This is a genomic window from Mycolicibacterium mageritense, from assembly GCF_010727475.1.
Taxonomy (GTDB): domain Bacteria; phylum Actinomycetota; class Actinomycetes; order Mycobacteriales; family Mycobacteriaceae; genus Mycobacterium; species Mycobacterium mageritense.
The window spans coordinates 620068-644882 of sequence record NZ_AP022567.1 but is presented as its reverse complement, the minus strand read 5'-3'; the positions used below and the strand labels follow the sequence as shown (position 1 = coordinate 644882).

Genomic DNA, 24815 nt, shown 5'->3' with positions numbered 1-24815 from the left:
CGAAGCAGGCCTGCGGGATGTGACAGTCACGTTCCACGGGGCTGTCTCGTCAAGCGGGCATGACCTACCTCGCCGACCATTCGCTGCTGTTGAGCGTGCCCGCGTTCCTTCCCGCTGTCCTCGTCGTGCTCGTGATCTCCTACGTCGCGCGCCGTGACCGTACTTCCGCTGACGACGACGGTGGTGTAGACCAGTAGAACGTGTTCTAGTTCTGTCGAGGAGGGTTCGTGGCGCTCGAGGTCGTGCAGTGGGCAACCGGTGGCGTCGGCGTGGCCGCGATCAAGGGCGTGCTCGAGCATCCGGACCTGGAGCTGGCCGGCTGCTGGGTACATTCGGATGCCAAGCACGGCAAGGACGTCGGCGAGATCATCGGTGCCGAACGGCTCGGCGTCACCGCCACCAACAGCATCGACGAGATCCTGGCGCTGGACGCCGACGCGGTGATCTACGCGCCGCTCATCCCGAACCCCGACGAGGTGGCCGCGCTGCTGCGCTCGGGCAAGAACGTGATCACGCCCGTCGGCTGGCTGTACCCCAGCGAGAAGCAGGCGGCACCGATGCGGGCCGCCGCGCTGGCGGGCAACGCCACCCTGCACGGCACCGGCATCGCGCCGGGCGGCATCAGCGAGAAGTTCCCGCTGGTGTTCTCCGCGATGGCCACGGGCGTGAACTTCGTTCGGGCCGAGGAGTTCTCCGATCTACGGACGTACGAGGCACCTGACGTGGTGCGCCATGTCATGGGCTTCGGCGGCGCGCCCGACACTGCGCTGAGCGGGCCCATGCAGAAGCTGCTCGACGGCGGTTTCATCCAGGCCGTCAAGATGGTCGTCGACCAGATCGGGTTCGAGGCCGACCCGCGGATCCGCTCGTCGCAGGAGATCGCCGTCGCGACCGCGCCCATCGACTCGCCGATCGGCGTGATCGAGCCCGGTCAGGTCGCGGGTCGCAAGTTCCATTGGGAGGCCCTCGTCGACGGCGAACCTGTCGTGCGCGTCACGGTGAACTGGCTCATGGGTGAGGAAAACCTCGACCCCGCATGGACTTTCGGCCCGGCCGGGCAGCGCTACGAGATGGAGGTGCGCGGCAACCCGGACTTCACGGTGATCATCAAAGGATTCCAGTCCGAGGTCGGCGAGGAAGGCCCGGAGGCCGGCGTCGTCGCGACCGCCGCGCACTGCGTCAACTCGGTGCCCGCGGTGTGTGCGGCCGAGCCCGGCGTGGTGACCTATCCCGACCTGCCGCTGATCACGGGCAAAGCCCGCCGAACCTGAGCTTGTGTGCGAGATTTCGCGAAAACGTCGAACACAAACTCAGGTTCGGCGTGGAAACTCAGGGCCGCACCAGGATCCGGATCGGATTGCCGTCCTGATGTTCGAGCTTCTCGATGCCACGGGCGATGTCTTCCAACGACACGACCTCGCTGATCGAGCGGGACAGGTCCAGCCTGCCCAGCGAAACCAGCGTCGCGAGCGTCGAGATGTCGACATTCTGGTAGCCCAGATGGCCGAGCACCTGCTTCTGGGTGAGGCCGAACATCGACGTCGGCCCGATCGTCGGTTCCTGCGCGCTCATTCCCACCGCGACCAGTCGCCCGCCGATCGTCAGCTGGCCCAAGGCCTGCTCGAACGTCGACTTGAGTCCCACCGCGTCGAACGCCACGTCCAGCCCGCGGCCCGCGGTCACCTCGGCGATCTTCTCGCCCAGCCGCTCGTCGCCGGCGTCGAACGCGTAATCGGCGCCGAGCTCCAAAGCCCGGTCGAGCACCTCGGGTTTGATGTCGACCGCGACGATCGGCACCGCGCCCACCAGCCGCGCCAGCTGCACGATGTGGGTGCCGACCCCGCCGAGCCCCCACACCCCGACCGATTCGCCGATACCGACTTTGCCGGTGCGCACCACCGCGCCGTACGGCGTCGACACCGCGTCGGCGAGGATCGCTGCCTGTTCGAGCGGCACGTTGTCCGGAACCCGCGTGAGCCCGACTGCCTGCGCCAGGGTGTATTCGGCCCAGGCGCCGTCATATGCGAAGGCCATCAACTGAATCCGCATGCAGTTGGCGACGTCGCCGCGCCGGCAATTGGGGCATTCCATGCACGGCCTGCCCGCCGCGACGATCACCCGGTCACCCTCGGCCCAGCCCGTGACCCCAGGGCCGAGCTTGGCGATGGTGCCCGAAGCCTCGTGGCCCTGCGTCACCACCGGCGCCTGCGCGGGGAAGGTTCCGTTGATCAGGCTCAGATCGGAATGGCAGATGCCACAGAACGCGACCTTGACCAGCACCTCGCCAGGGCCCGGCTCGGGAATCGGAACATCCTCCACCGCAACTGTTTTGGTGTCGGCATAGAACCGTTCGGCCCGCATGGTGCCAGTCATCGCGTTTCTCCTCGTCTCGCCGGTTACTATCCGCATCATGGCACTTCATCGGGAACGCTGAGGTCATGTGCCGATTGTTCGGTCTGCACGCCGGCCACCGACTGGTGACCGCGACCTTCTGGCTACTGGACGCCCCGGACAACCTTGCCGAGCAGAGCAGGCGCAACCCCGACGGCACGGGGCTCGGCGTGTTCGGCGCGGACGGCGGCGCAGTGCTGTATAAGGAACCGGTCGCGGCGTGGCAGGACTGTGAATTCGCCACCGAGGCACACGATGTCACGGCGACGACGTTCGTCGCGCACGTCCGGTACGCGTCGACGGGTGCGCTGGATCTCGTGAACACGCATCCGTTCCTGCAGGACGGCCGGATCTTCGCGCACAACGGTGTGGTCGGCGGCCTCGATGTGCTCGATGACCGCATCCGGGAGTTGGGCGTGGCGGACCTGGTGCGGGGCCAGACCGACTCCGAACGCGTCTTCGCGCTCATCACGGCCGCGACCCGGACCCATGACGGCGACGTCGGTGCCGGGATCGTCGAGGCCATCGGCTGGCTGGCCGACAACGTGCCGATCTACGCCGTCAATCTGCTGCTCAGCACGGCCACCGACGTGTGGGCCCTGCGCTATCCCGACAGCCACGAGCTGTATGTGCTCGACCGCAGGCACCCCGATGCACGCAGGCTGCGGTTGCGCAGCCCACGGATCCGCGCCGAGTCCGAGCATCTGACGTCGAAGCCGTCGGTGGTGTTCGCCAGTGAGCCGATGGACGGCGAGAACTGGCGGCCCATCGCGCCCGGCGAACTCGTGCACGTCGACGCGGGTCTGCGGATCAGCACGCGGCTTGCGTTCCCGAATCCACCACGTCACCTCCTGCGCCGCGAGGATCTGAGTGCGAAGGCTGCGGCGTCGCAGCACGGGTAGCCCTGGCACACTCGACGTTCGTGACCTCCAAACGTGCTCTGGTGCTCGCCGGTGGCGGTATTGCGGGGATTGCCTGGGAGACGGGCATTCTGCGGGGTATCGCCGACGAATCCCCCGAAGCGGCCGACGCGCTGCTCGGCTCCGATGTGCTGATCGGCACGTCGGCGGGTTCCACCGTATCGGCCCAGCTCGGCAGCGGGCTCGGCCTCGAGGAACTGTTCGAGCGGCAGATCGGCGCCGAATCCGCCGAACTCGACCCCGGGGTGAGCATCGACAACGTCACCGACCTGTTCGTCACGGCGATGCTGAGGCCCGACACCACCAAGGCACAGAAACTGCAGGGCATCGGCACCGTGGCGCTCAACACCGACACCGTCGACCCGGCGGTGCGACGCAAGGTGATCGAGCAGCGCCTGCCGTCGCACGACTGGCCCGATCGGGTGCTACGCATCTCGGCCATCGACATCGACACGGGTGAGCTGGTGACACTGGACCGGGATTCCGGAGTGTCGCTGGTCGACGCGGTCGCCGCGAGCTGCGCGGTCCCCGGGGTGTGGCCGGTCGTGACGATCGGCGGTCGCCGGTTCATGGACGGTGGTATCGGCAGTGCGGTCAACATGGCGCTGGCCGCCGACTGCGACACCGCGGTGGCGCTGGTGCCGCAGGGCCGCTCGACACCGTCCCCGTTCGGTGCCGGCGCGGCCGAGGAGGTCGACGGCTTTGCCGGCCGGTCACTCGGGATCTTCGCCGACGACGACGCGCTGGCGGCATTCGGCAAGAACCCGCTCGACCCGGCCTGCCGGGTGCCGTCGGCGCAGGCCGGGCGGGCCCAGGGCCGACGGGTGGCGGCCGAGGTCGCCGCATTCCTCAAGTGTTAACCGTCGAGTGCGCGGGCGGTGAGGTCGCGGCCGATCTCGATGACCTCGGTGGCTCGGTGGAACTCGAGGCTGCGGCAGACCGTGCGCGGCACCTCGATCAGCAGGTCGGGTGGATACGCCGCGAGCGTGTGGCGGGCCAGCGCGGCCTGCGCGATGTCGATCGTGCGGTACATGACCTCGAAGCTGCCGAGACGCGGAACGCCCGCCGTGCTCGGGCCCTCCGGAAGCTCACCGTCGGGCGCGTCGTCATCGGACTCCGGTATCGACGCCCCGAACCGGCTCAGCACCGCACGGGCCGTGGGGCGGTCCAACATCGAGCGCACCGAGGCGGTGTCCAGCACGCCCGAGGTGCTGCGCATCATGCGGCTGAGCCATTCGGTCGTGGGTCGCGGTTCAGGTTCGGCGACCGGGTCGGGTTCGCTGCCCGAGACGCTCACCGCGATGGTGAGATCCGCGTTGACCGCGGCGATCGGCGCCATGGGCAGCGGATCGAGAATGCCGCCGTCGCCGAGCAGTCGGCCGTTGAGCACGTGCGGTGCGATCACGCCGGGGATCGCGATCGAGGCCCTGATCGCCGAGTCGACAGGCCCCCGCTGCAGCCACACCGATTTGCCCGCGATCAGATCTGTGGCAACGGCCGTGTACGGGATGGGCAACTGCTCGATCGTGGCCTCGCCGAGAATGTCGCGGACCGCGTCGAGGATCTTCTCCGCACGGAGGATCCCGGCTGCGCTGAGCGACGGATCGAGCAGCCGGAGTACGGCGCGTTGGGTCAAAGTCCGTGCCCAATCGGCGAAGTCGTCGAGCCGGCCCGCCGCGTGCAGCCCACCGACCAGCGCGCCCATCGACGATCCCGACACGCCCACGACCTCGTAACCGCGGTCTTGCAGCTCGTTGATCACGCCGATGTGGGCGTAGCCGCGGGCGCCGCCACTGCCGAGGGCGAGAGCAACACGCATACGTCCATTCTGAGGCACCCGCGGGATCAGCCGGGGGACGCCTTCGGCGCTGCGTGGAAGCTTCGCCGATTCCGCGCCTAACGTTTTGTCGGTCTCGATACCTTGAGGTCACTGGCCCAACGATCTGGAGGCATTCGTGGCTGAATCCGCGCGGGACGTCGATTCGATCGGCGAACTGGGTGAGCGCACACTCCGCAAGGTGAAGTGGCGGATGCTGCCGCTGATCGTGTTCCTGTATTTCCTTGCCTACCTTGACCGCACCAATGTCGGCTTCGCGAAGCTGGAGATGAGCCAGGACATCGGTCTGAGCGAGACCGCATACGGGCTCGGCGCCGGGATCTTCTTCATCGGGTACGCCATCTTCGAGATCCCCAGCAACGCAGGCATGGTTCGCTTCGGTGCCCGCAAGTGGATCGCCCGGATCCTCGTCACGTGGGGCTTCTTCGCAACGATCATGGCGGTGGTGCAGAACGAGACCACGTTCTACATCATCCGATTCCTGCTGGGAGCTGCCGAAGCAGGATTCTTCCCCGCGATCATCTTGTATCTGACCCTGTGGTTCCCGGCGCGCCAACGGGTAACGGTGTTGGGGCTCTTCGTACTTGCCCTGCCGATCTCCAGCGCACTCGGCGCGCCGTTCTCGGCGCTGCTGCTCAAGCTGGACGGCATTCTCGGCTTGGCCGGCTGGCAATGGCTGTACATCGTCCAGGGCGTGCCGCCGATGCTGATGGCCGTCGTGGCGCTCAAGGTGCTGACGGATTACCCCAGGGACGCCAAGTGGCTGACCGCCGAGGAACGCACGTGGCTGCAGAACACCATGGACGCCGAGGACGCGGCCAAGGCCGAAGCCTCCGCGCACAAGCACAGCTTCATGGCCGGCCTCAAAGATCCCCGCGCCTTGGTGTTCTCGGTGCTGTACTTCGGTCTGGCGGCCGGCATCTACGGGCTCGCCCTGTGGTTGCCGTCGATCGTCAAGGCCATGGGGGATCTGTCGACCACGGCAACCGGGTTCATCGTCCCGATTCCCTACGTGTGCTCGGGAATCTTCGTCTACTACTGGAGTCGGCGCTCGGATCGCACCGGTGAACGCGTAGGCCATGCCTCGGGGGCGATGTTGCTGGCCTCTGTCGGCATGTTCGCGTCGGCGCTGCTGCTCGAGACCAGCCCGGTGCTGGCGCTGATCGGCCTGTGCCTGGCCGCGATGGGGGTGTTCGCGGCCATGTGCCCGTTCTGGGAGCTTCCCGCCGCCGCGTTGGCCGGGGCCGCCGCGGCGTCCGGCATCGCACTGATCAACTCGCTGGGCAATCTGGGCGGATTCGTCGCACCGTACGCGGTCGGCGCGCTGAAGGACATGACCGGCGATTCGAAAGCCGGGTTGCTGTTGCTGGCCGCGGTGTTGTTCCTCAGCGCCGCAGGCACATTCCTGTACGGCAGGCGGGTCCACCCCGGCCCTGTGCCCGCAGGCTCACCCGACGACGTGCTCGCAAAGGAAGCCGCCGCGTTCGACCTGCCGTCCGAGGAACTGCGCCACCGCGGTGATCCGGAAGGCCCGTGATGTGGTCCGCCACCGGGGCGGTCCGACGACTCGGCAAACCCAAACCCCGCGACGCCATCGCGGGATTGGTGACGGGCCTCTTTTCGATCCCGGAAGGCATGGCCTACGCGAGCATCGGCGGCTTCAACCCCGTCGCCGGAATCTACGCAGGCATCATGCCGGGCATCATCGGCTCGCTGTTCGCCAGGACCGTGTTGATGGTGACGACGCTGACGAGCGCGATCGCGCTCACGTCGCGCAGCGTGCTCAAAGAGGCCGGCCTCGATCCCGCCGATCCGGCCAACGTCGCCGCATTGGCCGTCGTGGTCGGTGCCGTGATGCTGCTGTTCGGTCTGCTGCGGTTCGGCTCGATCATGAACTTCGTCTCCAACGCCGTGATGACGGGCTTCTCGACCGGCATCGCAGTGCAGATCATCACCGGTGTACTCGGGGACGCAACGGGCTATAAACCGCAGAGCGGCAACACCATCGGCAAGATCATCGATTCGCTCGCGCACATCGGGCTGTGGCACCCGGCTTCGGTGGCCGTCGCGCTCGGGACCGTCGCGGTCTGGGCGGTGTTCCACCTCGTCAAACCGCTCGAATCGTTCGCGACGTTGCTCGCGCTCGTGGTGGTCACCGCGGTGGTGGCCGTCGGGCACATCGACGTCGAGACCGTCGGCGACATCGCGTCGATCGCGAATGCGCTTCCGCCCGTGACGGTTCCGAACTTCGCCGCGATGCCCGAGCTGATCGTCGGGGGCGTCGCGGTCGCGCTCGTCGCCCTGGCCCAGGCCGCCGGCATCTCGGCCGCAGTGCCCAACCCCGACGGCAGCCGCACCAACATGAACGGCGACTTCCTGGCCCAGGGCGCAGCCAACGTGGCGGGTGGGCTGTTCGGAGCGCTGCCGGCCGGCGGGTCGCTGTCGCGCACCGGGGTGGCCACGTCGGCTGGAGCGCAGACCCGCTGGGCCGGCATCTTCGCCGGGATCTGGCTCGCGATGCTCGTACTGATTGCCGGATCGGCGGCCGAGATCATTCCGATGCCGGTCATCGGCGGGCTGATCCTCGTGATCGGCGGCGAACTGGTGGTCGGACGGTGGCCCGACATCAAACTGGTGCTACGGGTCGCGCCGCTGTCAGCCGTGGCGATGCTGGTCACCTTCGCGGCGACCACGCAGCTGCCTCTGCACACCGCGATCCTGATCGGCGTCATCACGTCGCTGGTGCTGTACTGCACCAAGGCGTCGCAGTCAGCCCAGCTGGTCGCGCTCGAACCCACCGGTGACGGCGGCTGGCGCACCGCGCCCGTCCCCGAGAAGTGCCCGAGCAACGAGGTCACGGTGCTGGACTACCTGGGTATCGGGCTGTTCGCCGAGATACCCCGCATCGACGAGGAGTGGCCGGACGTCGCGGGCAGCGACAACGCCGTCGTCGTGCTCGGACTGCGTTCCCTGCCCGACGTGCCGTCGTCAGTCACGATCAAGGCACTCAAACGCTGGGCCGGTGAGCTGCAGGCCAACAACGGCCGGTTGATCATCGCAGGCGCGACCCCGGCCACCGCCAAGATCCTGCGCCGCGGTGACCTCGACGACGTGCTGGGCGAGGACGGCATCGTCGATGCCACCGACCGCGTCTTCGGGGCCACCGACACCGCGGTGGCGCGGGGCCGCGAGTGGATCGCCGGCCGCGGTGATTTGCCGCAGCGTGATTCGAACTAACTACAGAGCTCGTCGGCCGCCGCCCGGACCGCGACGATGACCGCGGCCTGGCGGGCCGGCTCGAGCTGGGCCCACGCGACGTTGTAGGTGCCGGGCCCAGGCGCCGCACCGGGCGCCTGCAGGCTCGCCAGGTACGGCTCGATCTGGGCCTTGGGATCGCCGCCCTTCTCGTCCATCCAGACCTTCGCGGCATGGCAGGCCTGGAAATACTCGTCTTCGGTGGACTGCGCGTCGGCGCCGACGGCGGTGGTGACCCCGCCCGGTGACACCGCGACTTCTCCCGGTGCGGCGGTCGGCGTCGACGATTCCGCCGTCGTCGTGGTGGTGGTCGCGGCGGCCGACGAGGACTCCGCGGGCTTGCCTTCCTCGGCCGACGAATTGCATCCCGTCAGCAGACTCAGACCGGACGCGGCAATGACAGCAACGGACAGCCGGGTGGCCCATGGGTAACTGCGCATTCCGCCAATCTATGCAACACTGGCGGCCGTGTCGGAGGGGACCGGATTCCAGGAGTGTTGTCGGGCTCGTTAGAGCACGCCCGACCTCCCTGTTCGTTCCACGTCCCTGGAGTTTTTCCGCATGTCTTCCGCCCTTGCGCACATTCCCATGCCCGCGGTGTCGGCGCCCACCCGCCTACGACTGCCCGACCTGCTGCACACGACCGACCGCGCGGCCGACGAGGTGCTGTCGGGCCGCTACGACAGGCTGCTGCGGGATCTGCCCGAGCACGAACGCTGGTACACCCGGCTGCACGGCGACGACGAGCTCGACATCTGGCTGATCAGCTGGGTTCCTGACCGGTCGACCGAACTGCACGACCACGGTGGCTCGATCGGCGCCCTGACCGTGGTGTCCGGCGCGCTGACCGAGACGCGCTGGGACGGTGAGGCGCTGCGCCGCCGCAGCCTCTCGGCGGGCAGCCAGGCCGCGTTTCCGCTCGGGTGGGTGCACGACGTCGTGCGTGCGCCCGGTCCGGTGATCGGGCCGACACTCAGCGTGCACGCGTATTCACCACCGTTGACCGCGATGTCGTACTACGAAGTGACCCCGCGCAATACACTGCGGCGAAACCGCACTGAACTCACCGACGCGCCGGAGGGATAGCAATGAGCCGTATCGACGCGGTGTTGGAGGCGGCCAGGGCCCGGCTCAAGCGCCTGCCGGCAAGCGATCTGCCTGCGGCCCTCGCCGACGGCGCGGTCCTCGTCGACATCCGTCCCGCCGCACAGCGCACAGCCGAAGGGGAGCATCCCGACGCGCTCGTGATCGAACGCAACCACCTGGAGTGGCGGTGCGACCCGACCAGCGACGCCCGGATCCCGCAGGCCGTCGGCGACGACGTGTACTGGGTGATCCTGTGCTCGGAGGGCTACACGTCGAGCCTGGCCGCGGCCGCGCTGCTCGATCTGGGGCTGCACCGGTCGACCGACGTGATCGGCGGATACCGCGCGCTCGCAGCGGCCGGACTGGTGTGACTCAGGCGTTCTCGTCGTTGGTGAGCAGCGGGCGCAGCTTCTCGGTCTTCTCGGGCGTCCAGCCCGGCGGCTCCATGATCTTGGCCCACGCGTTGGCGACATCCTTGACGTAGACGTGGCCGTGGCCGTCGGGCACATCCACGGCCACCGCCATGTCGGCGGACACCTGCAGGAACGTCACGATGGGAATCCACTGCATGCGCCCCGAGACGTCGTAGCCGCGCGGCTCCTTGAGCCAATCAGGTTCGGCGAACAGCAGATCCGTGTTCCACCAGGCGATCGGGTCGGAGGCGTGCTGCAGGTACACGACACGCGGATGGCCCCACGGGGCGGCGGGGCGGTCCAGGTTGCGGGCCTCCGCGGAGAACCGGACGTTCTCACCCTTGTCGTAGATCGGCAGCCACATCGGTGATCCCGCGTCCCGGTTGCGGGTCAGGTCGGTCCAGATCGTGTTGTTGAACGTCGGCCCTGAGAAGAGCGCGCCATCGGTGCGGGCGACGAGATTGTTGAGCGCCAGGAACGGCGCCTCGCCACCGAACGATCCGAGGCTTTCACCGAAAACCACGAGCTTGGGTCGCCGGCCTTCCGGCATCGCCTTGACGAGCTCGTCGACGGCTTCGAACAACGCCTGCCCGGCCTGGCGCGCGTTCTCCTTGTCCACCAGGAACGACAGCCAGCTGGGCAGGAACGAGTACTGCATGCTCACGATCGCGGTGTCGCCGTTGTACATGTACTCCAGCGCCGAGGCCTCGGCCTCGTTGATCCAGCCCGTGCCGGTGGTGGTCGCGACGGCGACGACCTGCCGGTCCAGCCCGCCCGTGCGCACCAGTTCCTTGGCCGCCAACGCCGCGGTGGCCTTGATGCCGTCGGCCGAATGCAGGCCTGCGTACGCCCGGATCGGCTCGATCGCCGGTTTGCCGTTGAACTCCGAAAGCTGTTGCACCGTCGGCCCGTTGGACACGAACACGCGGCCCTGATGGCCCAGCGACTCCCAACTGTCGAGGGATTCCGGTCCACCCGAACGGAATTTGGACGTCGGGGCCGTGAAGTCCGGGCTGGTCTCGTCGTTGACCGCCGAGAAGGTGCTGTTGATCTTGTCCATCGCAACGCGTGCGACGACGCCGTTGAGCAGGGCGATGGTCAAGCTGAGCAACAGCACGACCACGACGACCGCCGAAACCCGGGGCGGGGCAAACCGATTGAGCTGGCGCACCAGGAAGCGTACGAGCCTGCCGACCAACTGCCCGATCTCGACGAAAACGAACAGCACCACGATCGAAAGCACGGCTGTGAGCGGATGGTCCCAGAACGCCAGCCGAGGCACACCCATGAAGTCGCGGACCTCGTCCTGCCACACGTGGAAGTAGATGATCATCAGGATCTGGCCGATGATCCCGACCACGACGAGCGCCAGCCACGCCCACTTCGGAGCCTTGGGGCTGGTGTCCGCCGACCGCATGTAGCGCACCAGCCAGACCCCGAAAACGCCCAGGCCGTAACCGATTGCCCCGGCGCCGCCGCTGACCAGCCCTTGGAAGAGCGGGCCGCGCGGCAGCAGCGACGGAGTCAGTGAGAACCAGATGAACACCAAGCCCACCGCGGTTCCGAAGAACGTGTAGTGGCGCACCCACCAGTCCGGCTTTTCCTGGCTGCTGTCCGATTCGGCCGGCGCTGCCGGTGTTACCTCGGTGTCGGTCACCCGTTGACTTTATCGATGGGTGAAGTTTGCGGCGCGCTTCTCGGTGAACGCCGCCATACCTTCCTTCTGATCGGCGGTCGCGAACGCCGAGTGGAACAGCCTGCGCTCGTACAGCAGACCCTCCGCCAGCGAGGACTCGAAGGCACGGTTGACCGCTTCCTTGGCCATCCGTGACGCGGACAGCGACATCCCGGCGATGGTCTCGGCGACCGCCAGTGCCTCGTCGATGAGCGAGTCGGCAGGCACCAAACGCGACACCAACCCGGCGCGTTCGGCCTCGACCGCGTCGATGGTGCGGCCCGTCAGGATCAGGTCCATGGCCTTGGCCTTGCCGATCGCGCGCGTGAGGCGCTGTGAGCCGCCCATGCCCGGCAGCACGCCGAGCTTGATCTCGGGCTGCCCGAACTTCGCGGTGTCGGCGGCGATCAGGATGTCGCACATCATCGCGAGTTCGCAGCCGCCGCCGAGGGCGTACCCGGCGACCGCGGCGATGGTCGGCGTCCGCGTGGCCGCGAACTTCGACCACAGCTCGAAGAAGTCGGCCGAGTACACGTCGGCGAACGACAGATCGGCCATCTCCTTGATGTCCGCCCCCGCGGCGAACGCCTTCTCGTTACCCGTGACGATGATCGCGCCGATGCTCGGATCGTTGTCGAGTTCAGCTGCGGCCGTGGTGACTTCGGTCATCACCTGGCTGTTGAGCGCGTTGAGTGCCTTGGGCCGGTTCAGCGTTATGGTCGCGACGCGGTCGACGCGGGTCACCAGGATGGTCTCGTACGTCATGCTCACTCCTGAAAGGTCAGATCGGGATCGGCGGGTGCGAAATAGGCTTCCACGTCGGCGGTCGTGACCGCGTCGAGCGAGGCGGGAGACCACTGCGGGTTGCGGTCCTTGTCGACGAGCTGAGCCCGGATGCCCTCGACGAAATCGTGGGAGCGCACGGACGCACACGAGGTCCGGTACTCCTGGCGCAGCACGTCCTCCAGTGTCTCCAGCTTGGCCGCGCGGCGCACGGCTTCCAGCGCCACCGACAGCGAAACGGGGGAGCGGGTGGCGATCAGGTCGGCGGCTTGGGTCGCGGCTGCCGCGGCGTGACCCCGCAGCGCGGCGACGATGTCGGCCACGGTGTCGCCCGCGTAGCATGCGTCGATCCAGTCGCGCTGTTCGAGCAGCGGGCTGGCGGGCGGGTCTGTTGCGTAGGACGCCAAGGCCTTGTCGACCCCGTCGGCGACGACGGCCTCGGCGAAGGCGTCTACCCGGTCGTGCGGCACGTAGTGGTCGGCGAAGCCCATCGCGATCGCGTCGGCGCCCGAGAACGGCGCCCCGGTGAGCGCGGCGTGCAGGCCTAGCGCGCCCGGCGCGCGGGACAGCAGGTAGGTGCCGCCGACATCGGGGATGAAGCCGATGCCGACCTCCGGCATGGCCATCTTGGTGGTGTCGGTGACGACGCGGACACTGCCGTGCGCTCCCACCCCGACGCCGCCGCCCATCACGATGCCGTCCATCAGTGCCACATACGGTTTCGGGTAGCGGCCGATGTAGGCGTTGAGGACGTACTCGTCGAACCAGAACCGCCGCGCGTCGGCGCCACCCACCTTGGCGCTGTGATAGAGCGCCACGACGTCGCCGCCCGCGCACAGGCCACGTTCGCCCGCACCGGTCAACAGCACGGTGTGGACCGCGTCGTCGTGTTCCCAGGCGTGCAGTGCCTTGGAGATGCCCTCGACCATGACTTCGTTGAGGGAGTTGATCGCCTTCGGCCGGTTCAGCGTCAGGATGCCGACGCCGTTACGGACACTTACTAGGACGTCCTCGTTTTCTGTCACGAGTTGCAATCTAGTTCGGTGCCCCAGCGCCCCGCACGACGGGTAGGGTTTGCCTCAAGATCAAACCTGGACGTTTCCTGAGAACATTCTCAGTTCGCCGGGAACCCGCCCAGCAGCTTGATCGTTGATCGAGTAGTTCTTAGCCGAACACATCTCACAGGAGAGGATCCCGACGGTGCGCGAGACCAGCAACCCGGTATTCCGGAGCCTGCCGAAGACGCAGGGCGGATATGCACAATTTGGTACCGGAGCCGCCGGCTTCGGTGCGCAGCAGGTGCACGCGCAGCAGTATGCGCCTGAGTACCTCGACCAGCAGCAGGCCGGCGTCGCACGGCCGCTGACCATCGACGACGTCGTGACCAAGACGGCCATCACCCTGGCCATCGTCTCGGCTGTCGCGGTCGTGTCCTACTTCTTCGTGGCCGCCAACCCGGCCCTGATGATGCCGTTCACCCTCGTCGGCGGGCTCGGCGGCCTGGTCTTGGTGCTGATCGCCACCTTCGGGCGCAAGCAGGACAACCCGGCCATCGTGCTGAGCTACGCGGCGCTGGAGGGCCTGTTCCTCGGCGCGGCCTCGTTCCTGTTCGCCAACCTGGTGTCCAGCGGCGGCCCCACCATGATCTTCCAGGCCGTGGTGGCCACCATCGGCGTGTTCATCGGCATGCTTGTCGTGTACAAGACCGGGGCCATCCGGGTGACCCCCAAGTTCACCCGCATGATCGTCGCCGCGATGTTCGGTGTCGTGGCACTGGTTCTGGTGAACTTCCTGCTCGCGATGTTCGGTGTCGGCGGCGGTGAAGGCCTCGGCCTGCGTTCCGGCGGCGGCCTTGCCATCGGCTTCTCGCTCCTGTGCATCGCGCTGGCGGCGTTCAGCTTCCTGATCGACTTCGACGCTGCCGACCAGATGATCCGGGCCGGTGCGCCGGAGAAGGCCGCGTGGGGCATCGCCCTCGGCCTGACCGTCACCCTGGTCTGGCTCTACATCGAGATCCTGCGGCTGCTGTCGTACTTCAACAACGACTAGCTGCCCTGCCCGAGAAAGGCGTCCGCGACTGCGGGCGCCTTTTTCTTTTGCGTGGGGGAGGTGCGTGTCGGCGGCTGGTGCGGCGGGGCCGGCGTTGAGCCTGCGGTGAGGGCGTGGGTTTCTCGTACTTTTGCGCCGTGGGTGCAGAGTGAACGCTGGGTGGTGGGCCGGGGTGTGTTGGTTCTGCGGTGAGGGCGTGGGCTTCTCGTACTTTTGCGCCGTGGTTGCAGTGTGAGCGCTGGGTGCCATCCAGAGTCAATGCTGCGGCGGGTTATCCCCAGTCGCAGGTTCATCCACAGGCCGACGCCAGAGGCACCACGGGTTGTCCACACTTGTCGGTAGCCGAAACCAGCCTGTCGCCATGGACATTGGCAGCGATCCCTTCGTCGGCAGCGAGGCTCTGGCATCCGGCGCGCTGAACCGCTATGAGTTGCGCCGCTATTACCAGCCGCTGATGCCAAACGTGTACCTGGACAAGCGGATTGCCCTCACTCTGCGATTGCGGACGCAAGCGGCATGGTTGTGGTCGGGTCGGGAAGCGGTGGTCGCGGGTCTCGCGGCATCGGCCTTGCATCGCGCCCAGTGGATTGACGACGACGTTCCCGTCGAATTGATCTGGGCGAATGCGAGACCGCCACGGCGGGTTATCACCCGTGCCGATCTCTTGCTGCCGGGGGAATGCCAACTGCTCGACGGACTCAATGTGACGACGCCCGAGCGGACGGCCTTCGACCTCGGCCGGCGCGGTTCACTTGAGGAAGCCGTGGCTCGGCTCGACGCGCTCGGTAATGCAACGGAGTTCAAGGCCACCGACGTGCTGATGCTGGCGGAAAGGCATCGGCACGTGCGTGGGCTGCGTCAGCTCGAGTGCGCGCTCGACCTCTACGACCCGGGTGCCCAGTCGCCCAAGGAGACCTGGCTTCGTCTCATGATCATCGACGAGGGGTACCCGCGACCTCAGACACAGATCCCGGTCCTGGGCGCGAACGGCCAACCGCGGTACTACCTCGACATGGGGTGGGAGGAGTACATGCTCGCGGTCGAATATGACGGCGTGCAGCATGCCGACGCTTTGGGCTACGACATCGTCCGCAACGAGCACATCAGCGACGCCGGCTGGACCACGATTCGAGTGGCCGCGGGCCATCGGCGGCCCGAGATCATGGCCCGCCTGCATGTCGCGTGGAGTCGAGTGGCTGCGGCGTTGGTTCTGCGGTGAGGGCGTGGGTTACTCGTACTTTTGCGCCGTGGACGCAGAACCAACGCGGCACACAAGCTAGGAGAGCCGCTCCACGACCATCGCCATGCCCTGGCCGCCACCGACACACATGGTCTCGATGCCGAAGGTCTTGTCGTAGGTCTGCAGGTTGTTGAGCAGCGTGGCGGTGATGCGGGCACCGGTCATGCCGAAGGGGTGGCCGAGGGCGATCGCGCCGCCGGACACGTTCAGCTTGTCCTCGTCCATGCCGAGCGCGCGGGCCGAGCCGAGCACCTGCACCGCGAACGCCTCGTTGATCTCGTAGAGGTCGATGTCGCCAATGCTCATGCCCGCGTTGGCAAGAGCCTTCTTGACGGCCTCGATGGGGCCGAGGCCCATGATCTCCGGCGACAGCCCGGACACACCGGTCGACACGATGCGGGCCAGCGGTGTGAGGCCGAGCTCACGCGCGCGCACGTCGCTCATCACCACGAGCGCGGCGGCGCCGTCGTTGAGCGGGCAGGCGTTGCCTGCAGTGATGGTGCCGTTGGGCCGGAAGACCGGCTTGAGCTGGCTGATCTTCTCGTAGGTGGTTCCGGGCCTGGGCCCATCATCGGTCGAGACGGTGGTTCCATCCGGCAGGGTGACGGGAACGATCTCGCGCTCGAAGAAGCCGTTCTTGATGGCCTCTTCGGCACGGTTCTGTGACCGCACGCCCCAGTGGTCCTGGTCCTCCCGGCTGATGCCGGTATGCAGGGCGACGTTCTCGGCGGTCTGGCCCATGGCGATGTAGACATCGGGCACCAGGCCGTCTTCGCGCGGGTCGTGCCATTCGGTGGCGCCGGCGGCGGCCTGATCGGAGCGCGCCATGGCATCGGCGTACAGCGGGTTCTTGGTGTCGGGCCAGCCGTCGGCGTTGCCCTTCGCGAACCGCGAGACGGTCTCGACGCCCGCGGAGATGAAGGCGTGGCCCTCACCGGCCTTGATCGCGTGGAAGGCCATCCGGGTGGTCTGCAGAGACGACGAACAGTAGCGGTTGACGGTGGTGCCGGGCAGGAAGTCGTAGCCCAGCTGCACCGCGACGGCCCGGCCGATGTTGAAGCCGGCCTCACCGCCGGGCTGGCCGCAGCCCATGATCAGGTCGTCGATGTCACGGGGATCCAGTGCAGGCACTTTGTCCAGCACGGCCTTGACCATCTGGGCGGCCAGGTCGTCGGGACGCATGTTGACGAGTGAGCCCTTGCCTGCGCGGCCGATCGGCGAGCGGGCAGTGGCAACGATGACGGCTTCAGGCATGACAGGCTCCCTAGATCGTGTTCTAGAAAGGAACTTAACCCGCGGGTACCACGATGGGCGCGGGCACCCCGGTGGAACGCCGCCATAGCCTGCTCATGCTGCCGAGCCGGGTCAGCAATGTGCTGGTATCGGCGGCGCCGGTCTCCAGCGCCGCGTCACCATCCCACTCGCCCAAGGCATTACACAGTGCGGGCAAAAGCTGCTTGGCCGCCAGTGCGTAGCCGGCCGCCGACGGATGGAACATGTCCTCGGAGAACAGCAGCTCGGGCGCCTTGTAGAACTCGGGCGCCAGCAGATCGGAGAACGGCACCGGGACACCACCGGCCGCGCGTACGACGCCGGCCTGGGCGCGCGCGAGCCGCAGGCCGCGGTTGCGCGCGTACCAGCGCAGCGGCTGAGGGATGGCGGTGATCACGCCGAAGTCCGGGCACGTGCCGACCACGACGACCGCACCGGCCGACCGTAACCGGCGCACCGCGGCGCCCAGCCTGCGCGCCGACGCCCCGATGCCGTTGGGCTTGGTGATGTCGTTGGCGCCGATCATGATCACGGCGGCATCCGGTGGCGGTCCGGCCACGAACATGGCGTCGATCTGCCCCGACAGGCCCTTCGATGTGGCTCCCACAATCGCCTTGGTGCTCAACCGGATTCGCTTGCCGGTCTGCTCGGCGACACCCCGCGCGATGAGCACGCCGGGAACTTCGTCGGCCACATGGCAGCCGTAGCCGGTGGCGGTTGAATCGCCGAAGATCATCAGGTGCAGGTCGAACGGGACTCCGCGTTCCCAGCGCTGCACCGGTCCGCCGCCTGCGGTGTACACGCCGTCGGCGCGGGGCGGCACATCCCAGGATTTCGGGATGACGCGGCGGGCTTTGGCCGCCTGCCCGGTCAGTAGGTTGCGGGCCCCGAAATATGCGGTGCCGGTCGACGCGAGCGTCGCTGCCGCCGCGACGGCGACGGTCGATCTGCGGACGCGAGGAGCACGACTTCTTGAGCCCACGAAATTCAGTTTAGGTGTGAACCGCCGGGTTCTCCGCGTGGCGAGCCGGTTCAGCGATCACAGTGCGGTATCAAGTGCGGTATCAATTCAGATTCTTTGATTGTTGAACAGATTAGTGATGTCAAGCTAAGTTACCCGGGTTGTCTGAGTGACGTAGCACACCGAGCACTACAAAGACGTAGGAAGTGGTGGCGATGACTGCACCGAGTAAGGTCTCGCGGTCCCATCGTGCTGGCATAAGTCCAGCTAGAGTGCACCGCGCGCGGAAGTATCCGGTCAGTGACTGGGCGCCCGTAGAGGTCGTGGAAGACGGCCCGAGCCTCGGGGGCCGACTGGCTTCGCTGGCGGCGATGCTGACAATCCGACCGGTCCTGGCAATTGGTAGCCATGCTCCGCATTTGCCGTGGCCATTCGGAGTCGTGAACTTCGCGGCGCGGCTCATGCGCCCCGCTCCAGGCACCATCAAGGCCACGATCGGCCTGCCCAACTGCACCGCTCGACTCGTGCGGGCTGACGGCGTGCTGCCTGCCGACGGCAAGCGCAGCGTCATCCTGTACCTGCACGGTGGCGCCTTCCTGACGTGCGGCGCGAACACGCACTCGGGCATCGTGACGTCGCTGTCGCAGTACGCCGACAGCCCGGTGCTAGTCGTGGACTACCGGATGGTTCCCAAGCACTCTGTGGGCACCGCGGTCGACGACTGTTACGACGCCTACCACTGGCTGCGGCTCACGGGCTACGAGCCCGAGCAGATCGTCCTGGCGGGCGATTCCGCGGGCGGATACCTGGGGCTGGCGCTGGCCGAGCGGCTGCTGGCCGAGGGCGAAGAACCCGCGGCCCTGGTCACGATGTCACCGCTGTTCGAGATCGACAACACCGCGCGCGCCAACCACCCGAACATTCACCGCGACGCGATGTTCCCGGCCTCGGCGTTCGGCGCTCTCGTCGCGCTCGTCGAGCGCGCGGCCGGCCGCAAGGGCGAGGATGTCTACGAGCCGCTCGACCACATCGAGCCGGGGCTGCCGCGCACGCTCATCCACGTGTCGGGTTCCGAGGTTCTGATCAGCGATGCACGGAAAGCCGCCCACATGCTCGCCGCCGCCGGCGTTCCGGTGGAGGTCCGCGTTTGGCCCGGTCAGATGCACGTATTCCAGCTCGCGACGCCCTTCGTGTCCGAAGCGACGCGCTCGTTGCGCCAGATCGGCGAGTACATTCGCGAGGCCACCTGGTGAGCCTTTTGCGGGCCTGAGACGATGTGCATATGCGCATCGCCAAGCACGTCAGTGAGCTCATCGGCAATACCCCTCTGGTACAGCTGAACTCGGTTGTCCCAGAAGGCGCGGGCGTGGTGGCCGCGAAAATCGAGTACCTCAACCCGGGTGGCAGCGCCAAGGACCGCATCGCGATCAAGATGATCGACGCGGCCGAGGCCAGCGGCGAACTCAAACCGGGCGGCACCATCGTCGAGCCGACCTCGGGCAACACCGGCGTCGGGCTGGCGCTCGTGGCCCAGCAACGGGGTTACAAGTGCATCTTCGTATGCCCCGACAAGGTCAGCGAAGACAAGCGGAATGTGTTGCGCGCGTACGGTGCCGAGGTCGTGGTGTGCCCGACGGCGGTGCCGCCCGACCACCCGGACAGCTACTACAGCGTGTCCAACCGCCTGGTCACCGAGATCGACGGCGCGTGGAAGCCTGACCAGTACTCCAACCCGATGGGGCCGGAGTCGCACTACGAGACGACGGGCCCGGAGATCTGGGCCGACACCGACGGCAAGGTCACGCACTTCGTCGCGGGCGTCGGCACCGGCGGCACCATCACCGGCACCGGGCGCTACCTCAAGGAGGCGTCCGGCGGAAAGGTGCAGATCATCGGGGCCGACCCCGAGGGGTCGGTGTACTCCGGCGGCACCGGGCGGCCGTACCTGGTGGAGGGTGTCGGCGAGGACTTCTGGCCCAGCGCCTACGACCCGACGGTGCCCGACGAGATCATCGCGGTTTCCGACGCCGATTCGTTCGATATGACACGTCGCCTGGCGCGTGAGGAAGCCCTGCTGGTCGGCGGTTCGTGCGGCATGGCCGTGGTCGCCGCGCTCGAAGTGGCCCGCAAGGCCGGGCCCGACTCGCTCGTGGTGGTACTGCTGCCCGACGGCGGGCGTGGTTATCTCTCAAAGATTTTCAACGACGCGTGGATGTCGTCGTACGGGTTCCTGCGCAGCCGGCTGGACGGCTCCGTCGAACAGTCGACCGTCGGAGACGTGCTGCGCGGCAAATCCGGTGCGCTGCCGGACCTGGTGCACACCCACCCGTCGGAAACCGTGCGCGACGCCATCGGCATCCTGCGCGAATACGGTGTATCCCAGATGCCGGTGGTCGGTGCCGAACCGCCCGTGATGGCCGGCGAAGTGGCGGGCAGCGTGTCGGAGCGCGAACTCCTGTCGGCGGTGTTCGAGGGCCGCGCCAAACTGGCCGATGCGGTCGCTGACCACATGAGCCCCCCGCTGCCGCTGATCGGGGCCGGCGAACTGGTCAGCACCGCGGCGAAGAATCTGCGCGAATCCGACGCAGTGATGGTGGTCGAGGAGGGCAAGCCGGTCGGCGTGCTGACCCGGCACGATCTGCTCGGTTTCTTGTCCGAGGGTGCACGTCGGAGCTGAGGTACTGCAGAACCGTTGCTGTCAGCGACTTCTCAGGTAGTGTGAGCTCGCTTGTTGCTAGCAAACTCTTAGCGGAAGGCACCCATGACCGAGTACCCACCTCCTCCTCCCGGCGGTTATCCGCCTCCTCCGCCGCCGCAGGGCGGGTATGGACCACCCGGACCGCAGGGTGCGCCGCCGGACAACAATCTGGTGTGGGCGATCTTGTCGACCATCCTGTGCTGCATTCCCGTCGGGGCGTTCGCGATCTACAAGTCCACCCAGGTATCCGGACTGTGGGCGCAGGGCCGGTTCGCCGAGGCGCAGCAGGCTGCCGACGATGCCAAGAAGTTCGCCATCTGGGGCGCCATCGCAGGCGTCGCCTTTTCGGTGATCTGGATCATCTTCCTCGTTGCGACTGGTGCGTTCTCGGCTTCGGTGACTTCGTACTGACCGGCGACTCGTCCGGTCGGTAGTGAGTCTCAGCGCGGCAACCGCCGTGGCAGCCTCTGTGCACATGCTGCCGCGGCGGGGTGCCGGATCGATTCCACTCCTGGAAGGTGTTGATGTCCTACTACCCGCCGCCACCTCCTGGCGGTTACCCGCCGCCCCCGCCGCCGTATGGCGGATTTCAGCCAGGGCCAGGTGGTTTCCCTCCTGACAACAATCTGGTGTGGGCGATCCTGTCGACAGTGCTGTGTTGTCTGCCGTTGGGCATCGTTGCGATCGTCAAGTCGACCCAGGTGTCCGGTTTGTGGGCGCAGGGTCGTTACGCCGAGGCGCAGCAGGCCGCTGACGATGCCAAGAAGTTCGCCATCTGGGGCGCGATCGCCGGTGTCGTCGTATCGGTCGCGGCCGTCGTCTTCTACATCATCGTCATTGCCGCGGCGGTGAGTTCGGTACCGAGCTCGTACTGACCGGTCATGTTCACCCTCGCCGTCACACCCCGCCTGGGCGCGCCACTGGGCGTGGCCGCACTGGCGGGGTGTGCCTGTGTGGCTGTGTGGGTCGGTGATCCGACCACCCCCGGCGGCCCTTTGCCGGTGTGCCCGACGAAACTCCTCTTGGGCATCGACTGCCCCGGATGCGGCAGCCTGCGCATGATCTATTCCCTTCTGCACGGCGATGTCCTTGCAGCGCTTAGGTTTAACGCGGTCGGCTTGATCGCGCTGATGTTTTTGGCGTGGGCCTACGCGGCGTGGACGTACGGGCGTCTTGCCAACCGCCGGGTGCGCAGCTGGCAACACTGGCGATGGTCGGCAGTCATCACGTTGGTGGTGGTGTCGATTTGGTTCGTCGTCCGAAACCTGCCGTTCGAGCCGTTCGTCTCACTGCGCGTATGACCTGCCCGGCGCGTCGAACATAGACGCTGATTGCGGGCTTTGCCTTGACCTTTCGGGCAAATAACGAGGCACAGCCGAACGTTCACTGTAGAAATCCTGTTCATCGTGCGTACGTACCTGTAAAAAAGTACGCATGACGAATCCACCACCGCCTCCTGGCGGCTATCCGCCCCCTCCCGGGGGATATCCCCCGCCACAGGGTGGTTTTCCGCCGCCACCTCCGGGCGGTGCCTACCCACCTCACCCGTCACCCGGAGGGCATCCGCCGCCCCCGCCGGGAGGCTATCCACCCCCGCCTCCTCCGGGTGGGGGCGCGTACCCGCCGCCTCCGCCCGCAGGCGGCTATCAGGGCGGTGGCCCGGGATACCCGCCGGCCGCTCCGGGCTATGGTCCGGGAGGCGCGGCGTACAGCGTCGGCGATGGATTCTCGTGGGCGTGGAACAAGTTCACCAAGAACGCGGCACCGCTTCTGGTCGCATCGCTGGTCTACGGTGCGATCCTCGGCATCCTCGGTCTGATCGTCTATTTCCTCGCCCTGGCGCCGCTGTTCGCGTCGGCGGCAAGCGGCAGCTACGAGGTTGACGAATACGGCAATGTCACCGGTTCCGCGGACATCGGCGGCGGCTCGGTGGCCCTGACCTTCGTGCTGCTCATCGTCGGCGCCATCGTGCTGCTGGTTGTGGCCGCGGTCATCTCGTCGGCGTTCATCGGCGGTGTCCTCGACATCGCCAACGGTCAGCCCGTCACCGTCGGCTCGTTCTTCAAGCCGCGCAACGTCGGCGCGTTCATCGTCGCCCACCTGCTGATCGGCATCGCGTCTGCGATCGGCGGCATCATCATCATCGGCTCCATCGTGGTCGCGCTGTTCACAATGTTCACCGCGGTGATACTGATCGAGCGCAACCTCTCGCCGATCGATGCGATCAAGGCCAGCTTCGAACTGGTGAAGAACAACTTCGCGAACGCAATCCTCGCGTACGTCGTGATGTTCGCGATCATCCTGGTCGGCGAGCTCGCCTGCGGCATCGGCGTCATCGTGGCGATCCCTGTCGCGATGCTGTTCCTCGTGTACACCTACCGTCGCCTGACCGGCGGCCAGGTCGCGCCGTTGACACCGTAAAACCGCGCCACGCAATTACTGGGCCTGACGTTTTCGCGTCAGGCCCAGTACGTGTTCGGTTTCGGTCTACGCTACTGTTCCGACACCGATTCCAGTCGAAATCGGTGCGGTTCAAGGAAGTTGGGGGTCACGATGTCGATGCCGAATCAACCTGGAGATGTGCCCGGGGTACCCCCACAAGGCTTTCCTTCCTACGGTGGCTATCCGCCGCCACCCTCCGGATATCCGGGCCAGCCGCAGCCCTACGGCGCCCATGCGGTTGATCCGCAGGCGCCCTTCGGTCGTGACCCTGCCACCGGCCAGCCGCTCTCCGACAAGTCGGCTGTCGTGGCCGGGCTACTGCAGTTGTTCCTCGGTGGTTTCGGCATCGGGCGTTTCTACATCGGCTCCACCACCATCGGAGCGATCCAGCTGACACTGGGAGTGCTCGGCATTCTGACGTCAATTCTGATCGTCGGTTTCTTTTTGTTGTTCGCCGTCGGCATCTGGGCCCTGGTGGACGCCATCATGATGTTCTCCCGCTCGATTCCCGACCGGTACGGGCGAAAATTGCGCAGCTGAGGCAGTACCGCCGGACGGGCTGAGGCTGTCCCCGCCCCCGAGCCAGAGTCGATCCCGATAGGCTCAGGGCGTTATGAGTGAACACCGCAAGTGGCAAGGCCTGGCCACAAAAGCCATCCATGCCGGTTACCGTCCCGATCCGGGCACAGGTGCCGTCAACACCCCCATCTACGCGAGCTCGACCTTCGCCCAGGACGGTGTCGGTGGGCTGCGCGGCGGGTTCGAATACGCCCGCACCGGTAATCCGACCCGTGCCGCGCTGGAAGCGTCGCTCGCCGCGGTGGAGGAGGCGACCTACGGGCGGGCGTTCAGCTCCGGCATGGCAGCCACCGACTGTGCGTTGCGTGCGGTGCTGCGTCCGGGCGATCACGTCGTGATTCCCGACGACGCCTACGGCGGCACGTTCCGCCTCATCGACAAGGTGTTCACGCAATGGGGCATCACCCACACGCCAGCGCCGCTGACCGACCTCGACGCGGTGCGCTCGGCGATCACGCCGCAGACCAAGCTCATCTGGGTGGAGACGCCCACCAACCCGCTGCTGTCGATCGCCGACATCTCGGCGATCGTGCAGATCGCCTCCACATCAGGCGTGAAGGTGTTGGTGGACAACACCTTTGCGTCGCCGGCCCTGCAGCAGCCGTTGCTGCTCGGTGCGGACATCGTCTTGCATTCGACCACCAAGTACATCGGCGGGCACTCCGACGTCGTGGGTGGGGCGCTGCTGACCAACAGTGAGGAACTCGACACGGCCTTCGCATTCCTGCAGAACGGCGCAGGTGGCGTGCCCGGGCCGTTCGATGCCTACCTCACCATGCGCGGGCTCAAGACCCTGGTGCTGCGGATGCGGCAGCACAGTGAGAACGCGATGCTGGTCGCCGAGTTCCTCGACGGCCATCCCGCGGTGGAGACCGTGCTGTACCCGGGCCTGCCCGACCATCCCAATCACGACGTGGCGGCGCGGCAGATGAGCGCGTTCGGTGGCATGGTGTCGGTGCGGCTGCGGGGTGGCCCGCAGGCTGCGCGCGAATTGTGCGCTCGTACCGAGGTTTTCATCCTCGCCGAGTCGCTGGGCGGCGTCGAGTCGCTGATCGAGTACCCCGGTGCGATGACGCATGCGTCGACGGCGGGCTCGCAGCTCGAGGTGCCGGACGACCTGGTGCGCCTGTCGGTCGGTATCGAGCACGCGGCCGACCTGCTGGCCGACCTGGAGCAGGCCCTCAAGTCCTGACGCCGAGCAGACAGCTAGGTAC

26 protein-coding genes are annotated in these 24815 nt (G+C 67.0%); 18 read left to right on the top strand and 8 right to left on the bottom strand.

Annotation, left to right across the window (positions count from 1 at the left end; all coding sequences use genetic code 11):
* Positions 1 to 59: 59 nt before the first annotated feature.
* A complete protein-coding gene (locus G6N67_RS38750) occupies positions 60 to 197 on the top strand; it encodes a hypothetical protein (protein ID WP_165572180.1) in 138 nt (45 codons plus the stop codon).
* Positions 198 to 227: 30 nt separating this feature from the next.
* Positions 228 to 1271: an NAD(P)H-dependent amine dehydrogenase family protein gene (locus G6N67_RS03105; protein ID WP_036437924.1), complete on the top strand. Its 1044-nt coding sequence runs from the start codon at positions 228 to 230 to the stop codon at positions 1269 to 1271.
* A 58-nt stretch (positions 1272 to 1329) separates the two neighbouring features.
* Here G6N67_RS03105 and G6N67_RS03100 read toward each other — a convergent pair whose 3' ends face one another.
* Positions 1330 to 2373 (bottom strand): zinc-binding dehydrogenase, encoded by a 1044-nt coding sequence (locus G6N67_RS03100; RefSeq protein ID WP_036437923.1) that lies wholly within the window; start codon positions 2371 to 2373, stop codon positions 1330 to 1332.
* 65 nt (positions 2374 to 2438) lie between these two features.
* On the opposite strand from G6N67_RS03100, the gene G6N67_RS03095 reads away from it, so the two are divergent.
* Positions 2439 to 3293, top strand: coding sequence for a class II glutamine amidotransferase (locus tag G6N67_RS03095; RefSeq protein WP_036437921.1), 855 nt, complete (start codon positions 2439 to 2441; stop codon positions 3291 to 3293).
* A gap of 20 nt (positions 3294 to 3313) precedes the next feature.
* Entirely contained in the window at positions 3314 to 4171 is an 858-nt protein-coding gene (locus tag G6N67_RS03090) for a patatin-like phospholipase family protein (RefSeq protein WP_036437918.1), read from the top strand.
* Here G6N67_RS03090 and G6N67_RS03085 read toward each other — a convergent pair.
* A complete protein-coding gene (locus G6N67_RS03085; protein WP_036437917.1) occupies positions 4168 to 5130 on the bottom strand; it encodes a patatin-like phospholipase family protein in 963 nt (320 codons plus the stop codon). The genes G6N67_RS03090 and G6N67_RS03085 overlap by 4 nt on opposite strands.
* Before the next feature lie 136 nt (positions 5131 to 5266).
* Here G6N67_RS03085 and G6N67_RS03080 point away from each other — a divergent pair, with 136 nt between their 5' ends.
* Together G6N67_RS03080 and G6N67_RS03075 are read left to right on the top strand one after the other, a co-directional pair.
* On the top strand, positions 5267 to 6685 hold the full coding sequence (locus tag G6N67_RS03080; protein WP_036437913.1) for an MFS transporter: 1419 nt from the start codon (positions 5267 to 5269) through the stop codon (positions 6683 to 6685).
* Positions 6685 to 8385: a SulP family inorganic anion transporter gene (locus G6N67_RS03075; protein ID WP_036437911.1), complete on the top strand. Its 1701-nt coding sequence runs from the start codon at positions 6685 to 6687 to the stop codon at positions 8383 to 8385. The genes G6N67_RS03080 and G6N67_RS03075 overlap by 1 nt, the downstream gene beginning before the upstream one ends.
* Here G6N67_RS03075 and lpqV read toward each other — a convergent pair.
* Positions 8382 to 8843: a lipoprotein LpqV gene (gene lpqV / locus G6N67_RS03070; RefSeq protein WP_036437909.1), complete on the bottom strand. Its 462-nt coding sequence runs from the start codon at positions 8841 to 8843 to the stop codon at positions 8382 to 8384. The two genes, G6N67_RS03075 and lpqV, sit on opposite strands and share 4 nt — an antisense overlap.
* A gap of 121 nt (positions 8844 to 8964) precedes the next feature.
* On the opposite strand from lpqV, the gene G6N67_RS03065 reads away from it, so the two are divergent.
* Together G6N67_RS03065 and G6N67_RS03060 are read left to right on the top strand one after the other, a co-directional pair.
* Positions 8965 to 9489 carry a cysteine dioxygenase gene (locus tag G6N67_RS03065; protein ID WP_036437907.1) on the top strand — a complete coding sequence of 175 codons (525 nt, stop codon included), beginning with the start codon at positions 8965 to 8967 and terminating at the stop codon, positions 9487 to 9489.
* A gap of 2 nt (positions 9490 to 9491) precedes the next feature.
* Complete coding sequence (locus tag G6N67_RS03060; protein ID WP_036437905.1) at positions 9492 to 9860, top strand: rhodanese-like domain-containing protein; 369 nt, start codon at positions 9492 to 9494, stop codon at positions 9858 to 9860.
* A gap of 1 nt (position 9861) precedes the next feature.
* On the opposite strand, the gene G6N67_RS03055 is transcribed toward G6N67_RS03060, so the two are convergent.
* Genes G6N67_RS03055 through G6N67_RS03045 form a run of 3 tightly spaced genes read right to left on the bottom strand, consistent with a single transcriptional unit; the run spans position 9862 to position 13385 of the window.
* Positions 9862 to 11559 (bottom strand): alpha/beta hydrolase, encoded by a 1698-nt coding sequence (locus G6N67_RS03055; protein WP_036437902.1) that lies wholly within the window; start codon positions 11557 to 11559, stop codon positions 9862 to 9864.
* A 9-nt stretch (positions 11560 to 11568) separates the two neighbouring features.
* On the bottom strand, positions 11569 to 12342 hold the full coding sequence (locus G6N67_RS03050) for an enoyl-CoA hydratase (RefSeq protein WP_036437900.1): 774 nt from the start codon (positions 12340 to 12342) through the stop codon (positions 11569 to 11571).
* A gap of 2 nt (positions 12343 to 12344) precedes the next feature.
* On the bottom strand, positions 12345 to 13385 hold the full coding sequence (locus G6N67_RS03045; RefSeq protein WP_036437898.1) for an enoyl-CoA hydratase/isomerase family protein: 1041 nt from the start codon (positions 13383 to 13385) through the stop codon (positions 12345 to 12347).
* A gap of 175 nt (positions 13386 to 13560) precedes the next feature.
* On the opposite strand from G6N67_RS03045, the gene G6N67_RS03040 reads away from it, so the two are divergent.
* Complete coding sequence (locus G6N67_RS03040; protein ID WP_036437896.1) at positions 13561 to 14409, top strand: Bax inhibitor-1/YccA family protein; 849 nt, start codon at positions 13561 to 13563, stop codon at positions 14407 to 14409.
* Positions 14410 to 14770: 361 nt separating this feature from the next.
* The gene (locus G6N67_RS03035) at positions 14771 to 15628 is read left to right on the top strand and encodes an endonuclease domain-containing protein (RefSeq protein ID WP_036437894.1); all 858 of its coding nucleotides are present in this window, start codon (positions 14771 to 14773) and stop codon (positions 15626 to 15628) included.
* A gap of 57 nt (positions 15629 to 15685) precedes the next feature.
* Here the strand turns inward: G6N67_RS03035 and G6N67_RS03030 are convergent, their stop codons facing one another.
* Both G6N67_RS03030 and G6N67_RS03025 read right to left on the bottom strand, forming a co-directional pair.
* Positions 15686 to 16903: an acetyl-CoA C-acetyltransferase gene (locus tag G6N67_RS03030; RefSeq protein ID WP_036437892.1), complete on the bottom strand. Its 1218-nt coding sequence runs from the start codon at positions 16901 to 16903 to the stop codon at positions 15686 to 15688.
* 34 nt (positions 16904 to 16937) lie between these two features.
* Positions 16938 to 17903, bottom strand: coding sequence for an SGNH/GDSL hydrolase family protein (locus tag G6N67_RS03025; RefSeq protein ID WP_036437891.1), 966 nt, complete (start codon positions 17901 to 17903; stop codon positions 16938 to 16940).
* Positions 17904 to 18097: 194 nt separating this feature from the next.
* Here G6N67_RS03025 and G6N67_RS03020 point away from each other — a divergent pair, with 194 nt between their 5' ends.
* The 8 genes from G6N67_RS03020 to G6N67_RS02985 all read left to right on the top strand — a co-directional run bounded on the left by G6N67_RS03020 (position 18098) and on the right by G6N67_RS02985 (position 24793).
* Positions 18098 to 19135, top strand: coding sequence for an alpha/beta hydrolase fold domain-containing protein (locus G6N67_RS03020; protein WP_036438713.1), 1038 nt, complete (start codon positions 18098 to 18100; stop codon positions 19133 to 19135).
* A gap of 29 nt (positions 19136 to 19164) precedes the next feature.
* A complete protein-coding gene (locus G6N67_RS03015) occupies positions 19165 to 20559 on the top strand; it encodes a cystathionine beta-synthase (protein ID WP_036437890.1) in 1395 nt (464 codons plus the stop codon).
* Between the two features lie 84 nt (positions 20560 to 20643).
* Positions 20644 to 20991: a CD225/dispanin family protein gene (locus G6N67_RS03010; protein ID WP_036437889.1), complete on the top strand. Its 348-nt coding sequence runs from the start codon at positions 20644 to 20646 to the stop codon at positions 20989 to 20991.
* Between the two features lie 113 nt (positions 20992 to 21104).
* Complete coding sequence (locus G6N67_RS03005) at positions 21105 to 21455, top strand: CD225/dispanin family protein (RefSeq protein WP_163642100.1); 351 nt, start codon at positions 21105 to 21107, stop codon at positions 21453 to 21455.
* A 6-nt stretch (positions 21456 to 21461) separates the two neighbouring features.
* The gene (locus tag G6N67_RS03000) at positions 21462 to 21881 is read left to right on the top strand and encodes a DUF2752 domain-containing protein (protein ID WP_036437888.1); all 420 of its coding nucleotides are present in this window, start codon (positions 21462 to 21464) and stop codon (positions 21879 to 21881) included.
* A gap of 133 nt (positions 21882 to 22014) precedes the next feature.
* The gene (locus G6N67_RS02995) at positions 22015 to 23001 is read left to right on the top strand and encodes a DUF2189 domain-containing protein (protein ID WP_163642098.1); all 987 of its coding nucleotides are present in this window, start codon (positions 22015 to 22017) and stop codon (positions 22999 to 23001) included.
* 159 nt (positions 23002 to 23160) lie between these two features.
* A complete protein-coding gene (locus tag G6N67_RS02990; RefSeq protein WP_235684104.1) occupies positions 23161 to 23562 on the top strand; it encodes a TM2 domain-containing protein in 402 nt (133 codons plus the stop codon).
* A 73-nt stretch (positions 23563 to 23635) separates the two neighbouring features.
* Entirely contained in the window at positions 23636 to 24793 is a 1158-nt protein-coding gene (locus G6N67_RS02985) for a cystathionine gamma-synthase (RefSeq protein WP_036437885.1), read from the top strand.
* Positions 24794 to 24815 lie beyond the last annotated feature (22 nt).

Coding starts and splice junctions, on each gene's coding strand:
- G6N67_RS38750 (WP_165572180.1), top strand. CDS start 60: ATGACCTACCTCGCCGACCATTCGCTGCTGTTGAGCGTGCCCGCGTTC.
- G6N67_RS03100 (WP_036437923.1), bottom strand. CDS start 2,373: ATGACTGGCACCATGCGGGCCGAACGGTTCTATGCCGACACCAAAACA.
- G6N67_RS03095 (WP_036437921.1), top strand. CDS start 2,439: ATGTGCCGATTGTTCGGTCTGCACGCCGGCCACCGACTGGTGACCGCG.
- G6N67_RS03085 (WP_036437917.1), bottom strand. CDS start 5,130: ATGCGTGTTGCTCTCGCCCTCGGCAGTGGCGGCGCCCGCGGCTACGCC.
- G6N67_RS03075 (WP_036437911.1), top strand. CDS start 6,685: ATGTGGTCCGCCACCGGGGCGGTCCGACGACTCGGCAAACCCAAACCC.
- lpqV (WP_036437909.1), bottom strand. CDS start 8,843: ATGCGCAGTTACCCATGGGCCACCCGGCTGTCCGTTGCTGTCATTGCC.
- G6N67_RS03065 (WP_036437907.1), top strand. CDS start 8,965: ATGTCTTCCGCCCTTGCGCACATTCCCATGCCCGCGGTGTCGGCGCCC.
- G6N67_RS03060 (WP_036437905.1), top strand. CDS start 9,492: ATGAGCCGTATCGACGCGGTGTTGGAGGCGGCCAGGGCCCGGCTCAAG.
- G6N67_RS03050 (WP_036437900.1), bottom strand. CDS start 12,342: ATGACGTACGAGACCATCCTGGTGACCCGCGTCGACCGCGTCGCGACC.
- G6N67_RS03035 (WP_036437894.1), top strand. CDS start 14,771: ATGGACATTGGCAGCGATCCCTTCGTCGGCAGCGAGGCTCTGGCATCC.
- G6N67_RS03030 (WP_036437892.1), bottom strand. CDS start 16,903: ATGCCTGAAGCCGTCATCGTTGCCACTGCCCGCTCGCCGATCGGCCGC.
- G6N67_RS03020 (WP_036438713.1), top strand. CDS start 18,098: ATGACTGCACCGAGTAAGGTCTCGCGGTCCCATCGTGCTGGCATAAGT.
- G6N67_RS03015 (WP_036437890.1), top strand. CDS start 19,165: ATGCGCATCGCCAAGCACGTCAGTGAGCTCATCGGCAATACCCCTCTG.
- G6N67_RS03010 (WP_036437889.1), top strand. CDS start 20,644: ATGACCGAGTACCCACCTCCTCCTCCCGGCGGTTATCCGCCTCCTCCG.
- G6N67_RS03005 (WP_163642100.1), top strand. CDS start 21,105: ATGTCCTACTACCCGCCGCCACCTCCTGGCGGTTACCCGCCGCCCCCG.
- G6N67_RS03000 (WP_036437888.1), top strand. CDS start 21,462: ATGTTCACCCTCGCCGTCACACCCCGCCTGGGCGCGCCACTGGGCGTG.
- G6N67_RS02995 (WP_163642098.1), top strand. CDS start 22,015: ATGACGAATCCACCACCGCCTCCTGGCGGCTATCCGCCCCCTCCCGGG.
- G6N67_RS02985 (WP_036437885.1), top strand. CDS start 23,636: ATGAGTGAACACCGCAAGTGGCAAGGCCTGGCCACAAAAGCCATCCAT.